Genomic DNA, 17528 nt, shown 5'->3' with positions numbered 1-17528 from the left:
AGCTCAGCCCCGCACCGTGAGCGCCGCGACGACCTCCCGGGCCTGGTGCACCTCGTCCTCGCTGAGCACGCTGACCTGGACCTCGATGGTGAGTTCCTGCCCGGAGCCCGGCTCCACCGCGTGCAGCCTCAGCTCTCCCCCCACGCTCACGCCCATGCTGATGGCGATGGGCGAGTGCCTCGGCAGCGGGGGCAGGCCGCCGATGACGCCCGCGCCCCGGTCCACCGGCTTGTTCGCCGCCAGGTCGGGGCTCTCGGCGGCGCCGGCCTGCTCGTAGATCTCGATCCGCACGGCGGTCTGGCCGTCCTCGATGGTGCGGGCGTCCAGCTCGCGGCCCTCGATGGGCAGCGCCTCGTTCGCGTGGATGAGGTGCTCGACGTACATCCTGTCCGGCTGCGACCGCCAGTCGGGCGCCGAGGTGTCCTGCAACTTCACACCGAAGGACTTCGGCAGGACGGTGACGATCCGCCTGCTGGCGCTGGCGGCCAGCGACTCCTCGTCCACCCCGAGCGCCAGCGCCAGCGCCGACGCCCGCTCCTGCTTCTCCTCGGCGGTCGGCGCCGCGCCCTGCCCGTCCCACGCCCACAGCGCCCGGCTGAGCGCGAAGCGGGCCGCGCCCTTGGCCACCGCCAGGTCGGGGTCGTGCAGGCGCGGCGTCCAACCCCACTTCTCGGTCAGTCGCCGGGCCACGGCCGGCATCTTGCTGGAGCCCCCGACCAGCAGCACCTCGTCGATGGCCGCCGCCGGCTCGGCGATCCCCAGCTTGTCGCCCAGCGTGTGCAGGGTGCGCTCGGTGTACTCGACGGTCCGGTCGAGCAGGTCCCGCGTGACCTCCTCGAACGTCTCCCGGGTGACCTCCACGGACGTGGACGCGCCCGCGTAGCGCATCGGCACCCGGCGCGACGTCACGGTCGACAGTTGCCGCTTGACCTCCTCCGCGGTCAGCGCGAGGTCCTGCATGAACTCCTCGTCGAGGGTCGGATCGTCGGCCGGCCCGGCGTGGCCCACGAACTCGTCGACCAGGTACTGGACCAGGCGCGCGTCCCAGTCGGCGCCGCCGAGCTGCTGGTCGCCGTCGGTGCAGAGCACCTCGACGGTGTCCGCGTCGATCCGGATGACCGTGGTGTCGAAGGTGCCGCCGCCCAGGTCGTACACCAGCACCGTCCGGGTGGTCTCGCCGTCGAGGTCGTACTGCAGGGCGGCGGCGACCGGCTCGGGCACGACCTCGACGACGTCCAGGCCGGCGATCCTGCCGGCGTTGCGGGTGGCGTCCCGCTCCAGCAGGCCGAAGTACGCCGGCACGGTGATCACCACCTGGCGCACCGGACGCTTCGTGTAGTACTCGGCGTCCTGGGCAAGCTGCTTGAGGATCAGCGCGGAGATCGACTCAGGGGTGTACGTGGTGCCGTCGAACTCCCACTGCGCCTCCCTGCCCATGCTCCGCTTGACCCGTTCGACCACCCGGGACGGGTAGAGCCGGGACACGTTCTTGGCGGCCTCGCCCACCACCACCTCGCCGCTGCCCTCCTCGAAGTAGACGACCGACGGGGTGGTCTCGTTGTTGGTGATGACGTTGCGGACGACGGCGGGCCGGCCGGTCTCGTCGATGTACGACACGACCGAGTACGTCGTACCCAGGTCGATGCCGAAGAAGGTCAGGTTCTCGTCCGACATGGTGCTCCTGTCCGCTGGTCCGCTCGGGCTGTCACGGGTTGGGCGTGGGGTGGGTGGTGCTCGCGGGCTCCGGCCCGGTTGCGGCCGGGGCGGGATCCGGGTCGGGGAGCCAGCGGTGGACCCGGACCGCGGCGGGCACGACCGTGCGTCCGGCCTCGACGTCGTGATAGCCGTCCAGGACGACCTCGGCGACGGTCGCCTCCTGGCCGGGGTCGACGGCCGGCACCGTCCCGGTGGCCCGCTGCGTCGCCGGGTCGAACGCGGCGCCGGGCACCGGGGCCAGCACGGTGACACCACCCCGTTCGAGGGTCAGCTCAAGGCTGGCGGCATAGCTGCGCAGCATGTCCGCCGCCGCGGCGGCGTCGAACCCGGCGGGCAGTCCCGCGGCGGTGCGTAGCAGGTCGTGGCGCAGCCGCTGGAGGTCGGTCAGCAACGGGCGGAGCAGAAGCAGCCGTTCGCCGGCCCGCAGGCGCTGGTTCTCCTCGTGCAGCCGGTCGATGACCTGCTCGCGGGCCGCCGCGCGGTGGTGTTCGCGGGCGACCTCGGCCCGCAGCCCGGCGAGTTCGTCGCCCAGCCGCTGCGCCAGTTCGTCCAGCCGGTCCGGGCCCGTGGCGGGCTCCGGGGCGATCGCCTGCGGGCCCGTCGTCCCGACGGCGGGTTCCTCCTCGGCGGGACCCTGCGGTTCCTCGTGCACCCCGTGCTCCCTCCCTGGTCCCCTCCGCTGTCGCGGCGGGCGTCTCGGTCATGTCTGACGGACCGCGTCCGCCGGCGTCGGGCGGTCCCGTCCGTCAGGCACAGTCGACGGACGGCACGGGCGGAGGACGATCAGGTGGGCAGTGTTCGACGTACGGCCGCGGGTTTCCTGGCGACGCTCGCGGCGCTGGCCGCCGTGGGTCTGCCCGGCGGCCCGGTGACGGCGGCCCCGGCGACCGGCGACGAGGTGTACGCGGCGCTCGGCGTCAACCGGGTGGCGGGCGACTACGTGGTGCTGGTGGACGTGTCCCGTTCGATGCGCGAGGGCCGGCGGTACGAGCGGGTGAAGGCGTCGCTGCGGTCGTTCCTCGCCGCGCTCGCGCCGGACGACCGGATCGCCCTGGTGACCTTCGCCGACTCGGCGCGGGTGGTGCACGACGGCCCGGCCGGCCGTTCTCCCGACCAGGTCGTCGGCAAGCTGCCGCGCACCGCCGACGGGCGGCACACCGACATCGGCGCGGCGATCGAGACGAGCCTGCGGCTGTTGAACCGCCAGGGCACGCCGCAGATCGCCACGGTCGTCCTGCTCACCGACGGGCGGCACGACCCGCCGGCCGGCAGCGCGTACCCGTTCGAGCAGGGGTACGCGTGGAACCAGCTCGCCGGGGCCGGCCGGTCGTTGCGGAAGACCTCCCTGAACGCGTACGCCGTGCCCCTGGCGGGGTCGACCGGCGCGCCGCTGCTGGCCAGGGTCTACCCGGGCGCCCGGATTCTCGCACCCGCGTCGATCGACCGGCTGGGCGCGCAGCTTGAGCAGCCCAAGTCCGCAGCTCGCGCGGCGAAGGCCCGCAGCGTGCTCGGCGACGACGCGGCCCACGGCATCCAGGTGACCTGGCCCGCCGCCACCGGCCGGCTCGACGGTGGCCGGACCCGGCTGGAGGTCCGGCTCCGGTCGACCGCCACGAGAATCCCGCTGGTGGTCGATCACCTCGCCGTGCGCAGTGACCGGCCGGACCTCCGGGTCACGGTGCCGGCCGGCCCGGTCGAGCTGCCCCCGGGCGGCACCGCGACCGTGCCGGTGACCGTCGAGTGGGACCCTGGACCCCGCCGGGTGGCGCCACTGTCCGAGGTCACGGCGAGCACGACGCTGAGCCTCAGCGGTGACGTGGGTTCGCCGTGGGCGGACGTGCTGACCGGCGATCTCGGGCTGGCCTTCCCGCCGCGACTGGACGGCGGGGTGACGAGCGTGTCCCTCTCCGCCCAGCGCGGCAGCCTCGGGTGGTGGGTCGCCGGCGGCGTCCTGCTGCTGGCCCTGGCCGGGGTCGGGTGGTGGGGGCGCCGGCGGCGGCTGAGCCCGCCCCTGGCCGGGACGCTGCGGGTACGCGCACCCGGCGGAGAGGAGCGCGAGCTGCCGCTGGCGGGCCGTCGGGCCGCGCTCACCGCCGGATCGGCGGGGCTGCCCGGGTACGGCGAGGTGACCGCGTCGCGTTCCTCCGCCGCGTCCGCCGAGATCCGCCTGGTGATCCGCTACTCCCCGGACGGCTCGGCCGCCGGCCGGCAGGCCGGCACCTGCGGCCCGGGCGAGACCGTGGAGCTGGGCGGTGCGGCGTTCACCTGGCGGCCCGCCGCGCCCGGGCGACGCGGCGGGGTGGCGAGCGTCTCGGGGACGGCACGGTGACCGGCGTGGACGCCCGGCGCGAGGACGCGGTCGACGAGTTGCGGGAAGCCGACCTGCTCGCCCACGGTGAACTGGTCCCGGCCGGGGAGCGGGCCCCGGACGGGGGGTTGGCCGCCGCCCCGATCCCGGTGCGCTGCGGGCGGCCCCTGCTGTACCCCGTGCCCGTCGGGGACCTGCCGGTGTACCTGCGCCGCCGGGCCGAGGCGACGGGCGGGTCGTACGTCGGGGCCCTGTTCGCCTTCGACCTCGACGCCCTGCCGAGGGGGCAGCGGTACACGGCCGCGTGGTTCGAGGTGACGCTGGCCGACCTGCGGGCGCTGGCCGCGCGGCTGGACGGCGACGGCGGTGCCCTCGGCCTGACCTACCTCGCCGACGACGCCGAGCCGGCGTCGGCGACCGCGGCACACGTCGTGGCGGCGACCCGGACCCGCCCGGGCTGGTTGCGCAGGCTGGCGAGCCGGGCGGGAACGCCCCGCGCCCACGTCTTCGGGATCCACCGTCACGAGTTCGGCTGGGCGTACGAGGACCCGCGCGGCGAGCTGCTGGTGCCCCGTGCCCACGGCATGCACGCGCTGCTGGAGTTGCCCGCCGGGACGACCCGGGTCGCCGGGACCCTCGACGTCCGGGTGCGGGTCGCCGGTGGCCGGGAGCGGTACGGCGCGGGCCTGCGCGAGTCGGTGCGGTTCGACGAGACGCTGTCCCCGGGCTGCCCCGTGGACGGCGCGGCGGTCCGGCTGTGCATGGCCGCCGACGTGTCCGGCTACAGCAGGCGCAGCACCACCGCCGCGGAGCAGGTCCAGCGGGACCTGGTCGCACTGCTGTCCCGGGTGCGGCGGGCGGCCGGGGTGCCGGACTCCGACGTCGCCCCCCAACCGCAGGGCGACGGCCAGTTCACCGTGCTGCCGGTCGGCATCGACGAGGCCGTGGTGATCTCCCGTCTGGTGCGCGGCCTGGAACGGCACCTGCGGGAGCTGAACACCGGCCGGGCACCGGCGGACCGGCTGCGGCTGCGGGTCGCGCTGCACCGGGGGCTGGTCAAGGCGGCTGCCAACGGCTGGGTCGGCGTGGCGGCCGTCGCGGTGCACCGCATCCTGGACAGCCCGCCCCTACGCGAGGCGTTGGCCGCCCGGCCGGCGGTCGACTTCGTCCTCGGCCTGCCCGACGTGCTGTTCCAGGACGTCATCGCGCACGCGACCCAACCGCCCCTGCCGGCGGACTTCGCCCCGGTCACGGTGGACCTGCCGGCCAAGGACTTCGTCGAACACGGCTGGTTGTACGTCGGCCCGGGGGCGGCCGGATGAGCACCCTGTACGCCCTGCTGGTCGGCATCGACAGGTACCGCTCACCGGGGGTGCCGGACCTGCGCGGGTGCCGGACCGACATCGACGACGCCCTGGCCTACCTACAGAGCCGCACGGCCCCCGGCGTCGACCTCGACGCGCTCGTGCTGTCCGACGGGCAGGCCACCCGGGCGGCGGTGATCGGGGCGCTGCGGTCCCACCTCGGTCGGGCCCGCTCCGCGGACACCGCCCTGTTCTGGTTCAGCGGTCACGGGTCGCAGGCTCCCGCCCCGCGGTGGTGGTACGCCGAACCGTCCCACCTGGTGCAGACCCTGGTCTGCGCGGACAGCCGGCACGGCGGCGTGCCCGACCTGCTGGACAAGGAGCTGTCGATCCTGCTCGACGACGTCGCCCGCCGGGCGGGACACGTGGCCGTGGTGCTCGACAGCTGCCACTCCGCGGGCGCCACCCGGGAACTTGAGGACCGGGAACCGGGCGCGCGGGCCCGCGCGGTGGAGCCGATGCCGGCTCCGCCGGCGCGGGAGCTGCTGCCGGAGCTGACGGGCGGCGAGCCCGCCTCGCCGCCCGCGCCGGAGCACGTCGTCCTGGCCGCCAGCCGGTCGCACGAGGCGGCCCAGGAGATGGACCTGGGCGGCCGGCGGCGAGGGCTGTTCAGCTGGGCGCTGCTGCGCGCCCTCGGCCGGCTCGGCCCGACGGCGACGTACCGGGACCTGCTGATCGCCGCGCAGGCCGAGGTGGAGCGGAACGCGTACCGGCAGGTGCCGCAGCTCGTTCCGCCCGGTCGCGGCATCGCCGACCGGCCCTTCCTCGGTGGCCGCCTCGCGCCGCCGCCGTCCGGCCTGGTGTTGCGGTATGCCCGCGACGGGTGGGAGGTCAACGCCGGGAGCTGTCACGGTCTGCCCCCGGCCCCCGACGCCACGGCGGGCGCGGTCCGCGTCGCCGTCGTCGGCGGGCCACCGGCGCGGGAGGCCGAGGTCGTCCAGCTGCTCGCCGAACGGAGCCTGGTGGAGCCGGTGGGGTGGCGGCCCGAGCCGGACAGGCAGTACCGGGTGGTGCTCAGCCGGGTGCCGCTGCCGGCGACCACCGTGGCGGTGGACGGCGCGGACCAGGACCGGGCCACCGCCGCCGCCCTGCTTGCCGCGCTCGGCACGGCCGGGCCGGACGGCGGGCCGTCACCGCACCTGCGTCCGGTCGACCCGGCGGGCACCGAGACGGTCCCGGAACTGCGGGCACGGACGCCGAGCCCGGGCGTGGTTCGGGTGGAGGACCAGCACGGCGTCCGGTTGACCGGGGACCTGACCGGCGTCGTCGGCGGCGGGGCGCGGCGGGCCGTCCGGGCGCTGGAGCACATCGCCCGGTGGCGGCAGCTGCGCGACCTCACCAACCCGGTGACCGGGTTGGCAGGCGCGGTGGCCGTCGAGGTGGTCGCGGCGCGACCGGGGGAGACGATCGCGCCGCTCACCCGCCCGCCGGTCGAGGCGGACGCGGACGGCGTGGTCAGGCTCCGCTACGAGCCCGGCCCGGCCGGGTGGGTGCCGCCCACTGTCTTCGTCCGGCTGCACAACCGCAGCGACCGGCGGCTGTTCTGCGTCCTGCTGGACCTGACCGAGCGGTTCCGGGCCCACGCGAACCTGTTTCCGGGCGATTACGTCGCCCCGGGCGGGCGCACGGCGGCCCGGCGGGGACGCCGGGTGGTGGCGTCCCTGCCGGCCGGCTCCGTGGTCGAACCGGGGAGGCGGGCGCGGGACTGGCTGAAGTTGGTGGTGGCGGAGGAGCAGTTCAGCGCGGAGCCGTTCGAGATGCCGGCGCTGGACGACCCGCGCGGCACGGCCCGGGGGCCGCTCGCCGTCCAGGGCTTCCTCGGTCGCGCCGTCCAGCACCGCGACCTGGTGGCGTCCGCCGAGGACGGCGCGTACGACTGGGCGACCGTCACCGTCCCTCTCGTGATCGAGGTGCCCGGACCCGGGGACTGAGCCGGCGGCGCCGGCCGGCTCAGAGCCCGTGGTAGACCATGGCGCTGCGGTACTCCGGGTCGGCGAGGGCCGGGCCGGTGACGTCCATGGGGGCCGGTGTCAGCCCGGCCGGCGTCCTGCGGTCCGGGGACGCCAGCCACCGGCGCACCGCGCGGACCGCTGCGGCCGGCCGTAGCCCGCCGCGGACCAGCCCGGTGTGCAGGACGGCCAGCATCAGCGTGGCGACCGGGCGGGGCACCGGCCGGGCCCAGCCCACCACTCCGGTGAAGCCGGCAGCCAGGAACGCCTCGGCGAGCGGCCCGGACCCGTCGCCGGCGGGCGGCAGGATGACCAGGCCGCCCTCGGTCGCGGTACGCGTCGTCCGCCCGGTGATCGCGGCGGGGTCCAGGTCGGCCGGCCCGGCCAGCTCCAGCGCCCCGGTGACGCTGACGCCGCAGGTCAGGTGCAGCATCGACGCGTCGAGGCGGCGGCGTACCTCCTCCGGCGTGCCGGGGCCGTCGCTGCCTCCGTCGGCGCGGCCCAGGACGACCGCCCGGGGGTAGAGGCGGCGGCACAGGCGCACCAGGCCGGCCTCGTCGTGACCGCCCCGGGGGTCCACCACGAGCACCGGGGCCTCGGTGACCCGGAGTGGGACCCGCCCGGCCAGCTCGCCCGCCTGCCGGGCGGAGGCGACGTGGGAGATCACGGCGTCGTCGTCGGGCAGGGGCTCGGCGCCGACGACCACGACCCGGGGCGGCAGGGCCCCGTCGGGGCGGCCGTCGCGGAACCTGCCGTCGTCGGTGTGCAGCAGCAGGCGCGTCCCGTTCGGCCGGGACCAGGCCAGCGCCTGGACCCGGACGCCGCGCAGCGCCCGCGCCACCGGGACGAACCGGTCGTGGAGGGCGTCGCCGACCCGCCCCTCGGGGTTGCGCCCGTCGAGGAGCCTCGCCAGGTCGACGGCGAGCGGAACGGCGCCGGACGGGTCGGCGGGCAGGGCGTCCGCGGCGGTCGACAACGTCACGGCGGCGGCCCGGACGTCGTCGTCGACGTCCCCCCACCCGTCGTCGGCGTCGTCGCGCCCGCGCAGGTACAGCGCCACGGCCAGCACGGTCCGGTCGGCGGCGGTGGCGGCGGCGCCCGCCGCGTGGGTGACGGAGGTGGCCAGTCCCACCAGGTCGTCGACCAGCCCGGCCGGTGGCGGCGGCGCGTCCGGGCGCAGCAGGGCCGCGAGGGCGGCGTGCGGGTCGCCGCCGCCCGCCACCCGCTCCCGCAGGGCACGCCGCAGCGCCGCCAGGTCGACGGGCGCCGCCGACCGCCGGGCGCGGTCGCCGGCGCTGGGCACCGGCTCCGGCCCGTGCAGGACCGTGACGGGGAAGTCCAGCGGGTCCACGGTGGCCGTCGCCCGAGCGCCGGGGAGGTTCGGCAGCCGCGGCATCCTGCCGGCTTCCACCCCGTCCGCCATCCGTCGCTGTACCTCCTGCATCGTGGCCATCGCCCGCATCACCGGCCCGAAGTCGATCGCGGTGCCGGTGAGGAGGCCGGCGTCGAGCCCGCCGAGCAGGTCCCGTACCGTCTCGGCGCACGTCAGCATGGCCCGCGCTCCCTCGGCGATCTCCGCACCGAGCAGGTCAGCGGCCAGCACCTGCTGAAAACAGTCGATCGCCCGTTCCGCCTCCGCGCGGGCTGGCCGGTGGTCCGCTCCCGCCAGCAGGGTCGACGTTTCGAGCGACTGCAACCCGCGGACGACCGCGGCCAGGTAGAGCTGGCCCAGGTTCAGCCGCGCGACGCACGTGAACACGGGTGGCAGGTTGGTCGCCGCGACCCCTTCCTCCAGCAGCCCGATCGCCCGCTGCCGGTCGCTCTCCGGCCCGCCGTGCATGGCCTGCCGGGTGCCGAGGAACCAGCCCAGATGGCTGGCGACCTGTGCCCGCATCGGGTCGCCGGGCCGGAGATGGCCGTACGCCTCGGCCAGGCAGTCGATCGCCTCGTCGAGCGCGGGCAGGCCGACCGGCTGCCCGGGCCCGGCACGCCAGTACCGGTCGGCGAGGATCTGGAAGAGCTCGAGCAGCGGGCGCGTGCGGGCGGTTCCGGTCAGCCGGGTCAGCCGGGCCCTCAGCTCCTTCTCGGTGTCCTCTGCCACGGTCTCCCTCTCCTGCACGGAGCCACCATCCGGCGGCTCACCATCCCCAGTGGACGAAGCCGGCCCAGGCGGCGACATGGGCGAGCTCCTCGTGGTGCAACTGCTGGCGTAGCCGCGCCGGCATGCGGTCCGGGAACGACCGGTCGGGGTCGAGCATCCAGATCTGCGCCCGCCGCAGCGCCTCCCACACGGGCAGCCCCTCGGCCATCACGTGGTGGTGGAACATGTACATCAGCACCGAGGTGGCCCGGTCGGGGATCGCCCACTGGGTCGACAGCACCGACCGGACCCCGCCGGCGAGGAACGCGGTGCCCAGGCTGTACGCCTCGTCGTACCCGTTGATCGCCAGGCCGGTGCGGCAGGCGGCGAGCACGATCAGGCCGATGTCGCGTTCCGGGGACCGTGCCGTCAGCTCGACCAGTTCCTCGGCGGTCAACCGCCCGCCGCCGTCGAGCAGCAGGTAGGAGGTGGCGGACTCCGGGTCGGTGTTGATGACGCCGTGGCAGGCGAGGTGCAGCACGGCGCCGGAGCCCGGGCCGGTGCTGGTCAGCCAGTCCCGGACCTCGTCGACGCTGCCGGGCCCGGATCTGCTCGTCGAGCCGTCCACCCGCCGGCCGACGTACCTTCCGCCGGGGTAGAAGGACCGGTGGATGGCGTACGCCTCGGCCCGGGCAGCGGCCAGGTCCGGCGCCACCCCACCGGTGTCCGGGTCCCCCACCACCAGGCCGACCGGCGTGGGCGGCACGGGGGCGAGGGCGGCCGAGTGGCAGAGCATGCGCGCGGACGCGGCCTGCGAGAACGCGACCAGTTGCACCGCGTAGGTGCCGTCCGACCGGCGGGCTGCCTGCCACGGGAACCGGGCGAGTTCCCCCATCGGCACCAGGACCACCCGTGGCGGCCGGCCGGCGTCGGGACGGGCGAGCGTGGGCAGGTACCGCTCCACCAGCGGGCCGATCGCCGCCCGCCAGGCCCAGTCGCACATCGAGTCGAGGCTGGCGGCGAAGTCGGTCGGGTCGTCGAGGGCGGTCAGGTCCCGGCCCGGGTCCGCGATGACCGCGTCCCGCCGGGCCAGGGCCGTGAGGTACCGCTCGACGTCGAGGTCGTTGCGGACGTGCAGGTTCGGCAGGGCGATGTAACCGGTCGGTCCCCGCTGTGGTGCGATGACCGCGAAGCCCGGCACCGGCCTGTTCCCCGGCACCAGGTAGACGAGCGCGTCGGCGTCGAGGGCGGCCAGGGCGGTGCGGATCTCGTCGAGACCCGGCGCGTCCAGCAGCGCCGCGCCGCCACCCGGGGCGGCGAGCACGCTCAGCACCTCGTGGCGCAGGCCGGTCGGGAGGCTCTCCGCCGAGCCGGACGCCGTAGCCTCCCGCCAGCGGCGCGCGAGGTCGGGCCGGTCGGCGTCGTCGAGGCGGCGGGGGATGTTGCCGACCTCGGTGGCCGCGTGGAGGGCGAGTCCCCGGCCGGCGTCGAGGGCCCGGATGGCGTTGTCCGGGTCGTTGAACATGAGGCACTGCCGGGCGACTTCGACCGCGTCCCGTGCCGCCCGGCGCGCGGCGAGGTTCGCGGCCGGCAGGTCGGACTGGAGCAACACCTTCCAGGCGTGTTCCTGGAGCCCCTCCAGGGCCGCCTTGTGCGGGTCCGGCACGGCTCCGCGCCGCCGCCGGGTGTACGACAGCATCTCGTTGATGGCCGCCCACATCGGGTGCGCCGGCCCGCCGGCCAGCGTTCGCGCCTGTTCGAGCAGCCCGTCCGCCTCCTCGACGTCCCGGGTGGAGCTGGTGAGGTCGCCGCGGTGGTACAGGGCGACCGCGAGCCCCAGCAGGTGGCCCGCGCGCTTGGGGCTGTCGGGGTCGGCGAGGGCCACCGCTGTGCGGAGATGTTCGATGCCCTGCTCGACGCGGGCCAGGTCGGCCCCCCAGCCGGAGTAGACGGCCGCGCCGCCGACGCCCCCGTGGTACGACGCCCGGCCCTCCGCGCCGAGTTCCGGCCGCAGCGTCAGGTCTGTCATGGCGGTGAGTTGCTCGTCGGTGAGGGCGGGTGCCGGGGCGTTCGGGTCATCGCGGTACATTCCGGCCAGCGGACCGAAGAAAGTCGTAACCTCCTCGAAGGCGTCCCGCAGCGGGTCGTCCGGTGGCAGGTGCTCGACGGCCTGCCGGAGCTGGTCGATGGACGGCCGCAGGTCCTCGTCCCGATGGCTCGCCCCGATGACGTCCACGATTCCGGCGAAGGCGTCCCCGAGGTGCGCCATGGCGGGGATGCTGGCCAGTTGGTCCCGGAGCCGGCGCGCCTCGTCCGGGAAGCGCCGCAGCACGGCCTCGTCGCCGTTGTCGAGAGCCCGCAGGTACGTGAGCATGGTCCGGACCGAGCCGAGCAGCGGCGCGGTCGCCGGGTTGTCGTCACCGCCGACCTGGTCGAGGAGGGTGCCCAGCTCCGTGAGCATCGCCCGGTCGTCCACCACCTCTCCGTCGGCGCCGGCCCGCAGCAGCGCGATGGAGCGGGCGGCCGCGCGCACCTGTGGCCAGTCCGCCGTGTCGGGCGGGTGTCGTTCGGCGATCTCCAGCAGGCCGGCGATCTGCCGGATCCGGTCCCGGTCCGTAGGCGAGACGGACCTCAGGACCGCGGGCAGCAGGTCGGCCGCCAGGACGCCCCGGACGGCCAGCCCGGCGGGGAGCCGGTGCAGGTCGGCGATCGCCGCGTCCAGGTCACCCCGCCCGAAGGCCGCCCGGCTGATGGCGACACACCGTTCGGTGATGCCGGCCGCCTCGTCCACGGTTCCCCCTCGCCACGCTCCGCCCCGACTACCGGACCTGACGGACGGCAGGCGTCGGACGGGCTCCCGGACGGAGTCGAATCCGTCCGGGAGCCCGCTCGGTGACATATCGGTGGTGGGGCGGAAGCACCGGTTGCTGACCGGCAGCCGGCCGGTCAGGAGAACTTGATCGAACCCGCCCGGTTGCCCCACCCGTCGCCGATGTTGGCGAGCTTGGGCGACTGGTCGATCCAGGTCGACGAGGCGCCGGTGAAATTGATCCCGTCGAAGAGCTTGACGTCGCACTGGTGGTAGGTGTGCACCGAGCTGATCTTGTTGTTCAGGTCGCCCACCGCGGTGCTGCGCAGGTCGTCCCACTGCCACTCGGCGTCGTAGGTCGGCGTGCACTCCCGGGCCTGGCTCCAGGCCAGCACCGTGCCGGTGTAGTCCGCCCCGGTGTAGGTACGGGCGATGACCAGACTGGCCTGGGCGCCGACCGCGCGCAGCGCCCGGTCCTCGCTGCTCGCGCAGGTCATCGCCCCGGTGTCGAGGTTGACCGCGCAGTTGCGCTGCGGCGCCGCGGCGGCCGGTGCGGCGAACACGCCGAGCAGGCCCAGGGTGCCGAGGGCCGTACCGGTCGCGGTGACCATTCGTGCCTTCATTGTCTTTCTCCCTCGTCTCGGAACGGGTGCGGATCGTCGGACGACGCCCCGTGTCCATTGCTAGTCGCCGGTCCGTTTGACCAGGACGCCCACGGGCCTGGGTCAATCAACTCCGGACAATGCGTGTCCACCGGCGGCCACCCGACAGCCGCCTGGCCAGGCTGGACAGCGTTGGTAACGATGAATCGGATTGCTCGGAGAGCTGGGTGAAGGGGAGTTGAGTGGCTCGTCAGGAGAGACCCGTCGATCCGACCGCCGGCCCGGTGCAGGCCCTCGCCTACGAATTGCGCAAGCTCCGCGCCGAGGCGGGCAACCCCACCTACCGTCAGCTCGCCAGATCCGCCGGCTACGGCGCGACGACCCTGTCGGAGGCGGCCGGCGGAGCCCGTCTGCCGACCCTGGAGGTGCTGCTGGCCTACGTGGGCGCGTGTGGGGGCGACCCCGACGAGTGGCGGCGGCGTTGGCACGAGGCGGCGGCGCGGGCGCGCCCGACGGAGCCCGTTCGGCAGGCGGCCGGGGAACGGGACGGCCACCCGGAAGAGGGCGGCGGCGCGGGCGCGCCGGGCCCGGACCGGCCGGCGGTTGCACCGTCCGCCGGGCGGCAGCCCGGGAGCGGGACGCCCCGGCCGCGCCGGAGGTGGGTCGTACCCGTCGTTGCCGTCGCCGCCGCGATCGGCACCGTCGTCACGGTGGTCGACCTGCCGGACGACGTCCCGACGGCACCCGGCGCGGCGCGCTGTCCCGCCGTGCCGGACGGGACCGCCTTCACCGCGGTGACCTACGGGGGCGGCGCCCACGTGCGCGCCGGGGCCGCCCGGGACGCGTCCGTGCTGACCACCATCCCGCCGGACTGCACGGTCGGGTTCACCGGCTTCTGCGTGGGCGAGAAGGTCTACGACAACACCGGCGGCATGCCGGACGTGCGCTGGTTCAAGGTGGCCGGCGGCGGGGTCGTCTCCTCCGCGGTGTTGCACGGCAACCCGCCGCGTGACCTGCGGGCGTCGGACTGTCGCCAGGGGCGTCCGACCTCGACCGGCCTCGAACTGTCCGTCGTCACCGGGGCGGGCCGCTCCGGGGCCGTGACGTTGCGGGCCACCGGCAGGGACCTGTACGTCGTGGGCTTCACCACCTCCGCGGGCGACCCGGCGTCGCCCGGCGAGCGCACCTGGCGACAGGTCGCCCTGGCCGACGTGCGGGACCCGGCCGTCGGGGCGAGCGCCCGGCTCGACGCGCTGCCCGGCCCCTCGGCCCGTGGGCCGGTCGTCCTGGTCGCGGCCGCCTGCCTGGGCGGGGACAGCCCGACCGGCCTGGTGCGGGCCCGTCAGGTTCGGCCGGAGGATCCGCGCGAGGCGGTGCCGGTGACGCTCGACCAGCGGCAGCAGGCCGAGGCGGCCCGGTCCGCCTGCCGCTATCCCAGCCGGGGGTGAGGGGCGGCGGGCGTCACCGGGCTGTCACCGGCGGCCCACAGTTCCTGGCACACCGTGACGCTGGGGTGACGCAAGGCCCCGCAGACTCCATTCGCACAGGGCCGGCGAAGGAGACCTCATGATCGGAATGCGGCGGGTGCCCGGAGGCATGGGATGACGGGCGTACGCACGGTGCTCGCGATGCGCACCAGGGAAGGCTGCGAGGAGCGGTTCGAGGCCGAGTGGCTCTCGGCCGCCGAGCAGATCCGCACGCTCGACGGGTGCCTGCGTCAGGACCTGGTCCGCGACGCCGAGGACCCGCGCAGCTATCTGATCATCAGCGACTGGGCGGACCGGGACCGGTTGGACGCCTTCGGCCGCAGCGAGCAACGGGACCGGCTGCTGCGCGTGGTCCGTGAGCTTCGCGAGTCCGCGCAACGGCACACGTACCAGGTCCTGCACGTTCTGCGCAGCGATCCCGAGGAGTCGCGATGACCGAGAACCTCGTCCCCGCGGCGGAGCTCTACACCGACGAGTTCGCCGCCGACCCCTATCCCGCCTACGCCCGGCTGCGGGCGGACAAGCCCGTCTGCCCGGTCAGCTCGCCGCGGTTCGACTCGTACCTGATCAGCAGGTTCGACGACGCCCGGACGGCACTGACCGACCCGAGGCTGTCCAAGGACCTCTACGGCCCCGGCCAGCACTACCTGCGGATCTTCGGGCCGAACTCGGAGGGGTTGAACAAGAACATGCTCAACTCGGATCCGCCGGAGCACACCAGGCTGCGGCGGATCGTGTCGCAGGCGTTCGCGCCGCGCCGGATCGAGGCGCTGCGCCCCCGCGTGGCGGAGATCGTGGACACGCTGCTCGACCGGATCGTTCCGCGGGGCGGGTGCGATCTGATGCGCGACTTCGCCATTCCGTTGCCGATGCTGGTGATCAGCGACCTGCTCGGGATCCCCGAGTCCGACCACGAGCGGGTCCTCGACTGGACACAGGTGATCAGGACGTCCGGGTCCGCCAACCGCAGCCCCGAGAAGGACCGGGCCGCCGTGCAGGAGGCCCAGCTACGCCTGCACGACTACCTCGCCGACCTGGTGCAGGCCAAGCGCGCGCGCCCCGCCGACGACATGATCAGCGCGCTGATCGACGCCTGCGACCGCGACCGGGAGCTGTCCGAGCAGGAACTGGTCACCACCACCTTCCTGCTGCTGTTCGCCGGGCACCAGACCACCGCGGACTTCATCGGCAACGCGACGGTGGCCCTGCTCACCCACCCGGACCAGCTCGAACTGCTGCGGGCCAGCCCGGAGCTGCTGCCGTCGGCGATCGAGGAGCTGCTCCGGTTCGACGGCCCGCTACCGGTGGCCAGCCCTCGGATCGCCACCGAGGACGTCGAGTACCAGGGCGTGTGCATCCCGCGCGGGTCGGTCGTCGGCGTGGTGATCAACGCGGCGAACCACGACCCGGAGCACTTCGCCGACCCGGACCGGCTGGACCTCCGCCGCGAGCGCGCCCCGCACATCGGCTTCGGCTACGGCGTGCACTACTGCCTGGGAGTCTCGCTGGCCCGGATGGAGGCGCAGATCGGCATCGGGACGCTGCTGCGCCGGCTGCCGGGACTGCGGCTCGGGGTGCCGGTCGCCGAGCTGCGCCGGTTGCCGGCGGCGTCGCCGTTCCGTGGCCTGCTGGAGTTGCCGGTCCGGTTCGCCGCCTGACGCGCCCGGCGCGCCGGTCCGCCCGACCGGACCGTGCCCGGTCCCACCTCCACCCGGCCACCGTCCACCGGCCATCCGGTCACCGTCCATGGGGTTCACCGTCCACCGGGTCACCCGTCCACCCGGTCCACGTCCATCCACCTGAGGAGCAGCCATGATTTACCGGTCCGTGATCGTCTGCCACATCGTTCCCGGCAGCGAGGGCATCGTCGGCGACGTCTTCGGCTACTACGACAAGACGACCCGACCGCAGGATCTCGGGGTGATCGGCCGCACCCTGCTGTCGCTGGACGACCTGTACATCCACGTGATCGAGCGCAACGTGGACCCGAAGGCGTCGCTGGGCAAGGCCCGGGGGCTGCCCGCGTTCCAGCAGATCGCCGAGGCCATCGCCCCGTACGTGACGCCGTACCCGAGGAACTGGCAGAACCCGTCCGACTCCGTCGCCAAGGAGTTCTACAGCTGGGTACCGGCCGAGGGCTCGGTGCCCGCGTCGGAGTCGCCCGACGGGAACCTGACCGTCATCGTCGCCCGGATCAAGCCCGGGGCGGAACCCAACGTCGCCCGCGTCTTCGCCGAGTCCGACGCGGGGTCGCTGCCGGTCGAGCTGGGCGTCACGGGGCGCTGGCTGTACTCGATCGACGACGTCTACCTGCACCTGCTGGAGCGCACCGACGCGGCGTTCGCCGAGGCCATGCGGGAGAGCCACGCCAAGCCGGCCTTCGCCAAGATCATGGAGGACCTGAGCACGTTCATCACCCCGTACAGCCCGGAGACCTGGCGCGGCCCGGAGGACGCGGTGGCCAAGGAGTTCTACCGCTGGCGGGCCGAGGACTGAGACCGCGACCCGGGTGGCGTCCTGGCGTCGGCCCGGACGCCGACGCCACGGCGCGCCGGCCGAGCGGTGATCGCCGGCACGGCCTTGAAGAGTGGTTGGTTACTCACCAGTAAAGGGGGCGTGGCGGGGTCGGGTGCGCCGTGCCGGTCAGGGTCGTAGGCCCGCCGACAGCGTCCTGGCCCACGGCGCGTCGACCTGCTCGGCGCCCATGGTCACCACCGCGTTGCACAACGCGCCCCGGGCGAAGAGTTCCTGCACCTGCGCCTGGCTGCCGCCGGAGACGCTCCGGGCGTACTCGACCAGGCGGGCGTAGCCCCGCTGGACGGCCTGGCGGATCTCCGGCACCGAGACCGCCGCGCACTGGGCGTGCAGCTGCACCAGCAGCAGCTCCTGGTCCCGGATCAGCAGGACGTACGCGCCGGCCATGGCGGACAGGACGGCCTCGGGCGAGCTGCCCTCGGCCGTAGCCGCGCCCTCGCTCAGGCTCTCCCGGAACCGCTCGAAGCAGCGCTCGACGACCGCGGCGAACAGCGACTCCTTGTCCGGGAACAGCCGGTACAGGTACGCCTGGGAGATGCCGGCACGCTTGGCGACCTCGACGGTGGTGGTGCCGAAGTAACCCCGGGCCGCGAACGCCCCGATGGCCGTGGAGAGGACGTCCTCCCGCCGGTCCTCGGCGGTGGAGAGCGTCCTGGTGCGGGTGGTCAGTGACATGTG

At 74.9% G+C, this 17528-nt stretch carries 13 protein-coding genes; 7 read left to right on the top strand and 6 right to left on the bottom strand.

Annotated features, from left to right (window positions below):
• Positions 1–3: 3 nt before the first annotated feature.
• Together OOK41_RS25215 and grpE are read right to left on the bottom strand one after the other, a co-directional pair.
• The gene (locus OOK41_RS25215) at positions 4–1674 is read right to left on the bottom strand and encodes an Hsp70 family protein (protein WP_266266948.1); all 1671 of its coding nucleotides are present in this window, start codon (positions 1672–1674) and stop codon (positions 4–6) included.
• Between the two features lie 31 nt (positions 1675–1705).
• The gene (gene grpE, locus OOK41_RS25210) at positions 1706–2368 is read right to left on the bottom strand and encodes a nucleotide exchange factor GrpE (RefSeq protein ID WP_117672027.1); all 663 of its coding nucleotides are present in this window, start codon (positions 2366–2368) and stop codon (positions 1706–1708) included.
• 135 nt (positions 2369–2503) lie between these two features.
• On the opposite strand from grpE, the gene OOK41_RS25205 reads away from it, so the two are divergent.
• From OOK41_RS25205 to OOK41_RS25195, 3 genes are read left to right on the top strand one after another with little or no spacing between them, the layout of a single operon-like run.
• Positions 2504–4045 carry a vWA domain-containing protein gene (locus tag OOK41_RS25205; protein ID WP_117672028.1) on the top strand — a complete coding sequence of 514 codons (1542 nt, stop codon included), beginning with the start codon at positions 2504–2506 and terminating at the stop codon, positions 4043–4045.
• Positions 4042–5346, top strand: a complete 1305-nt coding sequence (locus OOK41_RS25200; protein WP_266266947.1) for a hypothetical protein — start codon at positions 4042–4044, stop codon at positions 5344–5346. Before OOK41_RS25205 ends, OOK41_RS25200 begins: the two co-directional genes overlap by 4 nt.
• A complete protein-coding gene (locus OOK41_RS25195) occupies positions 5343–7319 on the top strand; it encodes a caspase family protein (protein WP_266266946.1) in 1977 nt (658 codons plus the stop codon). The genes OOK41_RS25200 and OOK41_RS25195 overlap by 4 nt, the downstream gene beginning before the upstream one ends.
• 19 nt (positions 7320–7338) lie before the next feature.
• Here OOK41_RS25195 and OOK41_RS25190 read toward each other — a convergent pair whose 3' ends face one another.
• The 3 genes from OOK41_RS25190 to OOK41_RS25180 form a co-directional block, all read right to left on the bottom strand.
• Positions 7339–9456 carry a hypothetical protein gene (locus OOK41_RS25190; protein WP_266266945.1) on the bottom strand — a complete coding sequence of 706 codons (2118 nt, stop codon included), beginning with the start codon at positions 9454–9456 and terminating at the stop codon, positions 7339–7341.
• Between the two features lie 19 nt (positions 9457–9475).
• Positions 9476–12208 carry a CHAT domain-containing protein gene (locus OOK41_RS25185; protein WP_266266944.1) on the bottom strand — a complete coding sequence of 911 codons (2733 nt, stop codon included), beginning with the start codon at positions 12206–12208 and terminating at the stop codon, positions 9476–9478.
• Between the two features lie 155 nt (positions 12209–12363).
• Complete coding sequence (locus tag OOK41_RS25180) at positions 12364–12849, bottom strand: peptidase inhibitor family I36 protein (RefSeq protein ID WP_128763670.1); 486 nt, start codon at positions 12847–12849, stop codon at positions 12364–12366.
• Between the two features lie 221 nt (positions 12850–13070).
• Here OOK41_RS25180 and OOK41_RS25175 point away from each other — a divergent pair, with 221 nt between their 5' ends.
• The 4 genes from OOK41_RS25175 to OOK41_RS25160 all read left to right on the top strand — a co-directional run bounded on the left by OOK41_RS25175 (position 13071) and on the right by OOK41_RS25160 (position 16811).
• The gene (locus OOK41_RS25175; RefSeq protein WP_266266943.1) at positions 13071–14276 is read left to right on the top strand and encodes a helix-turn-helix transcriptional regulator; all 1206 of its coding nucleotides are present in this window, start codon (positions 13071–13073) and stop codon (positions 14274–14276) included.
• A gap of 153 nt (positions 14277–14429) precedes the next feature.
• The gene (locus tag OOK41_RS25170; RefSeq protein WP_117672041.1) at positions 14430–14750 is read left to right on the top strand and encodes a putative quinol monooxygenase; all 321 of its coding nucleotides are present in this window, start codon (positions 14430–14432) and stop codon (positions 14748–14750) included.
• Positions 14747–15973 carry a cytochrome P450 gene (locus tag OOK41_RS25165; protein ID WP_266266942.1) on the top strand — a complete coding sequence of 409 codons (1227 nt, stop codon included), beginning with the start codon at positions 14747–14749 and terminating at the stop codon, positions 15971–15973. Before OOK41_RS25170 ends, OOK41_RS25165 begins: the two co-directional genes overlap by 4 nt.
• Before the next feature lie 154 nt (positions 15974–16127).
• Positions 16128–16811, top strand: a complete 684-nt coding sequence (locus tag OOK41_RS25160) for a TcmI family type II polyketide cyclase (protein ID WP_266266941.1) — start codon at positions 16128–16130, stop codon at positions 16809–16811.
• 147 nt (positions 16812–16958) lie between these two features.
• Here the strand turns inward: OOK41_RS25160 and OOK41_RS25155 are convergent, their stop codons facing one another.
• Positions 16959–17525, bottom strand: coding sequence for a TetR/AcrR family transcriptional regulator (locus tag OOK41_RS25155; protein WP_266266940.1), 567 nt, complete (start codon positions 17523–17525; stop codon positions 16959–16961).
• Between the last annotated feature and the right edge of the window lie 3 nt (positions 17526–17528).

Source organism: Micromonospora sp. NBC_01655, from assembly GCF_026339755.1.
Classification (GTDB): domain Bacteria; phylum Actinomycetota; class Actinomycetes; order Mycobacteriales; family Micromonosporaceae; genus Micromonospora.
The sequence above is the reverse complement of the archived record's forward strand: the minus strand, read 5'-3'. Positions and strand labels throughout refer to the sequence as shown.

Excerpts from the sequence above, each read along its gene's own strand:
- OOK41_RS25215 (WP_266266948.1), bottom strand. The coding sequence starts at position 1,674 with ATGTCGGACGAGAACCTGACCTTCTTCGGCATCGACCTGGGTACGACG.
- OOK41_RS25195 (WP_266266946.1), top strand. The coding sequence starts at position 5,343 with ATGAGCACCCTGTACGCCCTGCTGGTCGGCATCGACAGGTACCGCTCA.
- OOK41_RS25180 (WP_128763670.1), bottom strand. The coding sequence starts at position 12,849 with ATGAAGGCACGAATGGTCACCGCGACCGGTACGGCCCTCGGCACCCTG.
- OOK41_RS25170 (WP_117672041.1), top strand. The coding sequence starts at position 14,430 with ATGACGGGCGTACGCACGGTGCTCGCGATGCGCACCAGGGAAGGCTGC.
- OOK41_RS25165 (WP_266266942.1), top strand. The coding sequence starts at position 14,747 with ATGACCGAGAACCTCGTCCCCGCGGCGGAGCTCTACACCGACGAGTTC.
- OOK41_RS25160 (WP_266266941.1), top strand. The coding sequence starts at position 16,128 with ATGATTTACCGGTCCGTGATCGTCTGCCACATCGTTCCCGGCAGCGAG.
- OOK41_RS25155 (WP_266266940.1), bottom strand. The coding sequence starts at position 17,525 with ATGTCACTGACCACCCGCACCAGGACGCTCTCCACCGCCGAGGACCGG.